This window comes from uncultured Gimesia sp. (assembly GCF_963972345.1).
In the GTDB taxonomy this organism is placed as follows: domain Bacteria; phylum Planctomycetota; class Planctomycetia; order Planctomycetales; family Planctomycetaceae; genus Gimesia.
This window is the reverse complement of sequence record NZ_CAXAVM010000311.1, coordinates 1-4,561: the sequence shown is the minus strand read 5'-3', so window position 1 is coordinate 4,561 and position 4,561 is coordinate 1. Positions and strand designations below refer to the sequence as shown.

Annotated in this window: 6 protein-coding genes; all 6 read left to right on the top strand. The window is 48.2% G+C overall.

The genetic code is table 11. The annotated features are described in order from the left end of the window. On the top strand, window positions 1-459 hold a 459-nt coding region (locus AACZ40_RS28230; RefSeq protein ID WP_339676931.1), incomplete at its 5' end, for a hypothetical protein. Window positions 460-849: 390 nt separating this feature from the next. Then, window positions 850-1,614, top strand: coding sequence for a hypothetical protein (locus tag AACZ40_RS28225; RefSeq protein ID WP_339676928.1), 765 nt, complete (start codon window positions 850-852; stop codon window positions 1,612-1,614). Then, window positions 1,614-2,222, top strand: coding sequence for a hypothetical protein (locus AACZ40_RS28220; protein WP_339676925.1), 609 nt, complete (start codon window positions 1,614-1,616; stop codon window positions 2,220-2,222). Before AACZ40_RS28225 ends, AACZ40_RS28220 begins: the two co-directional genes overlap by 1 nt. Next, window positions 2,212-2,910, top strand: a complete 699-nt coding sequence (locus tag AACZ40_RS28215) for a hypothetical protein (RefSeq protein WP_339676922.1) — start codon at window positions 2,212-2,214, stop codon at window positions 2,908-2,910. The genes AACZ40_RS28220 and AACZ40_RS28215 overlap by 11 nt, the downstream gene beginning before the upstream one ends. Further along, a complete protein-coding gene (locus AACZ40_RS28210) occupies window positions 2,907-3,593 on the top strand; it encodes a hypothetical protein (RefSeq protein ID WP_339676919.1) in 687 nt (228 codons plus the stop codon). Before AACZ40_RS28215 ends, AACZ40_RS28210 begins: the two co-directional genes overlap by 4 nt. Continuing rightward, window positions 3,577-4,561: hypothetical protein (locus AACZ40_RS28205; RefSeq protein WP_339676917.1), on the top strand; the 985-nt coding region annotated here is incomplete at its 3' end. The genes AACZ40_RS28210 and AACZ40_RS28205, both read left to right, overlap by 17 nt.

Here is a 4,561-nt window from a genome sequence, read left to right as displayed (position 1 = left end):
CTGGATCTGGAACTACTCACCCGCATGATTGGTGCAAACATCCAGATTAGGATGGGTGCCATCAGTCGGAATGAGTATGAACTCTGGTCCTATCCGTCTCAGACGGCAGCGTTCCAAGCTCTTGGCTGGAATCTCAAGCGCATCACTGAAGGATCGAAATCAGTCAAACTCGGCTACACCTCATATGAGTTCCAGGGGATGCCGTGGGTGGAAGAAACTGATCTGGACAAAGATCGGGTGTATTTCATCGACTGGTCGAAGATCCAAAAGTATGTGGCAAAAGATTGGGGATGGAAAAAGCCTGATGGAAACATCTTGCGTCTCGTTCCTTCCTCGACCAGCGGCATTGCGTATACGTCACAGGCTGAAGGATATTGGGGTGTGGATTGCAACCTTGGATCGCCGGACACACGGGGACTCGGTAAACTCTATAGTCTCTCCGTGCCAACCGGATACTAAGGAGGCACAATTATGGCTTCTAGAAACACTCTGACGAGTGCATTGCCTTACACATGCTATGTCTCAGGCACCGTCACTGGAGATTCGTCAACGCCAACACTGAGTCAGTTGAGTGGAGTATCACCTTCTGACACGGGATGTGTCAGCATTTCAAGGACTGGCGCGGGTGATTACAACATCTCCGTGACTAATTTCAGAGGGCCGCAAGGTAATCTGAAAGGGTTTGGAACAGGCACCACGATCTCAAATATGATCTCGTGTACGTCTCAATCCTTTACTGCCGATACGGATACGGCGGTATTTACCTTTAAAGTTGAAACTGATGCTTCTACAGCGGCAGACAACGGATTCAACTTTCTTTTGTTGGGCGACTAGCCCGGAGGACAAACAATGGCGACATTTATCTACCTATCGAATGACACATCGGATGTCTCCGGGTACTTAAAGGCTTACGTCAATATGCGTAGTCCTAGCGCGACATCTGCGTATGTGCATTCAACAACGACGGTGGCAGCTGGTGTTTTATCATCGACTGCTGATCTAACATTGACTGCTGGAGGAAGTCAGGCAGTCTGGATTACAGAAGAGTTTAAATCGGACGTAGAAGTTTCAGCTCCCATTCTGAATAACGTTTGGGGCGGAGAAGATGCGTCTGGAACGAACGCTCAATTTGCAATCCGACTGGCTGAGTACACCACCAGCGAACAGGCCGCGTTCTATACCACCTCTAATGGTGTGGAACTTGGTACTTCTTCAGCAACCAGAGTCATCTGGGCCGGTGGAGGTGGTCGGGACAATGGAGAATCTGACCCGACAGGCACCACTATTGATGCTGGAAATCGCTTAGTAGTAGACCCTGGTTATACGGGTGTCACAGGCGGCGCCAATACCGCTGCTGGAACCGTATCGTTCCTTTATGGGGCGACAGCGGGGACAACTGGTGACACGTTTGTTGTATTGAACGAGTCAGTCCAAATTAGCGAAACTCAGGTTGGAGCTTCAGGTGCAGCACCAAGCATTCCAGCCAAGGGTGTATCGTACTTCTTGGATCTCGAAAATACAGTACAGGCTGCGGTTGATGCGGGTGCAATCACATCCGACGCAACAGCACAGGCGATTATTGATGAGGCTGCCGGACAGGCACTTCTCAGTTAATGGCAATCGAAATCCTGACGGCGGACGGACATCGAGCTCCGCCGTCGGGGTTCGTTAAAATGCTCGAAAGGTTTGATTCTGACTTGAGAGTCCGATGGGGCGCAGGTCAGGCAATGCCTTTTTTCGGCTGGATTATTGAACGGCGTATTCCTCAAAAGATGAAGGAAAGGGCACACAGTGAGACGGTTGAAAAGATGAAGCGGGAAAACCCGCATTGGTCTGATGATGGGCGCTATGCCGATCAGGTAATTGTTGATGAACATGAAAATGTCATTCTCAAAAGGGCCTATGACATGCTTCCAGATTGGCACGAGGTTTATCGTTGCATGGATGCCAATGGAGAAGCGATCCCAGAATTAGGGGAATTTGTCATTGATTACCTGAGAAAAAACTATGAGAAGACTCTGTTGGGAATTCCGGCCCTGGCTGAACGGGAGCGCCGAAAGGCAGCCGATGATAAAGCCAAGCGTGATGGAGCCGCAAAACACCAAAGAATAGATGAGGCCGCACAAGATGTAATGGATCATCGACGTGAAATCTTCCATGAAACCGAAGCCTTTGTAGGACCACCTTCGAAGGTCTTCAAGAAGGAGCAAGATGTTAAATAAGACCATAGATCGCCCAAATGGAGCGACAGACCCCGCAAGCACGACCCATGAACAGGCTCGTGAAACAGCTTATATTTATAATGGATTTGGAGATATTACGCTGCCGTATTTGGGAGCCTATACCTACCATATTCCTTATGGGGAAGTGACTCGGATTGACGCCGTTGAGCATCGGGAAGTCGATCAATCGAAGTCATTCGATGGAAATTCTGTCTACATGGCGATCCATCTACCAGGAGAATCAATCGCTAGAGAGTTAATAGAAACAAGAAAATTTAATCAAAAAGGGTGTGCGGTGTTTTTCGATGGCCCTGATGTATCTGCGGCATTAAAAGAAAAATGTGACACTGAGGGTGAGCGCTTTATTCTCGTCGAGATCGAAGCTTTTAAGGTGAATCGTGAAAAGGCTAAAGCTGGAACAGCAGGTTATAAAATTAAACCGGATCATATGGTTTATGAATGGATGCGGAAATATACGCCTGATGATGAGGTATTTGCATCTCAGTCGGAAAAAACGTCTCAGGCCGCCCAAACTGCGTCTGCAATTAATAAGTTAACTGATATTGCAGATCGTTTGACTCGACAACAGGAAGCTCCGCCTGAACTGGTGGTGGAGGAGCCAGAGTCTGAGCCAAAAGCAAAGCGTGGGCGTCCTCGGAAAAACCCTGAGGAAACAAAAGCATCGTGAATTTAGAAGCTATGATTAGGGCGGTGCAATCTGACACTCAGGTTGCGAGCCCAACGACCATCATATCGGCTCTCGACGAAGCACAGGAATGGTGTGCGAATCGTATTCTGGTCATGGATGAGAATATTCTGAAGGTGAGCAACGATCAGATGACGATGACTGGCGATACCAGGACTTATGATCTTGGGGCCAATATCTCAACAGGGACACTTTATCAATTGAAATGGCTTGGAGTGCAGCTTTCGACGGACACAAAGTTTCACCAGGTAGAATGGATGGATTCTTCTGAAAACTACTTCGTGCAACTCGATCAAGCGACAACGGCGGCAAGTGCTCATCCTGTTTTGGTTGCAAGTGAAAATTTCGATCAGGTCCGCTTTGCGCCTTTTCTGGCGTCTGGGGACATTATTCGGGCCGATTATATTTATAAGCCCAAGCCTCTGTCGTTGGAAGATAACGTGGAATGCGATCTACCCGATCCCTTTCATTGGCCTGTCGTGAATAAGGCTCGCTCTGAATTGTTTGATGCTATAGACGATACCCGCGCTCAGACTTATATGAGAAGGGCTATTGACACGATTTACGGTGCGAGCAATGTGCTTCAGCAAAGGCAGCTGCAGCAACGTCCAACAACAGCCCCGTTTGGAGTTTCAAGGCGAAAATGGTATGGGACCACGCAATAGAGCAGCACCAGTCGTTATTGATTCGTGGAGAGGATTTGATTCCTTTCATAGTATTGAATCTATTGGTCCAGAGTCGTGGCCTGATTCAATTAATGTGGTCGTTGCCCCGAATGGCAATGCCATATCGTTGCGCTCTCCAGCGAACTTTAATGATGCGCTTTCGACAAATAATCCGGTTTTGTCAGGAGCGTTTTACGACAGGAATGCAGGAGGCTTGGCTGTTTTTGACATCAATGCCTCAAGTGGAGCGAATGTAGCCACATACGTTGCTTCTGGAGCGACCAATACTGCGATTCGGGCTTCACAGGCTGATGCGCGATGGTCCTCAGAAAACGTGAATGATCGGTTATTCAGGGTCAATGGAACCGAGTTTGTTCAAGTTGTTACGAGTTTAGCGGTCTATGCAGTAGGGATTACGAAGCCAGCGGCAGCGGCTAATGTGCTGGTTACAGGAACCGGAACGTTAACGCTGGCAACTGGAGTAACTGTTTCATATGCCTATATTAACAATGGAATTGTCGATGTTGGAGAATGCAGTGCCGTGTCGTCTGCCTCTGGCGTCTCGTCCGGTAAAGTTCTGGAGATCGGTGTTACCGCATCCTCTCAAGCGGGGGTCGATGGCATTGTGCTATTTATCAGCGCCGATGGAGGTTCTGTTCGCTATCTGGTTATTGATTCAGACGGTGATCCGATTGTTTACGCCAACTCAAGTGGAACCATTGAAATTACAACAACTTACAGCACAAATTTAAACGTGACTGAAACTGTATTTAATGCACCGCCAATTAACGGGGCGCGACATTTGTCGTCGTGGAAGAATCGCGTAATGGCGACTGCATATACCGGAGATACGAACCGGCAGCAAATTACTTATTGTGGCTTCGATCAAATTTTCTACGGTACTCCGTGGTCTTGCTGGCCTCCGCTGAACGTTATAACGATACCGAATAAATCGGAATCCATGATGG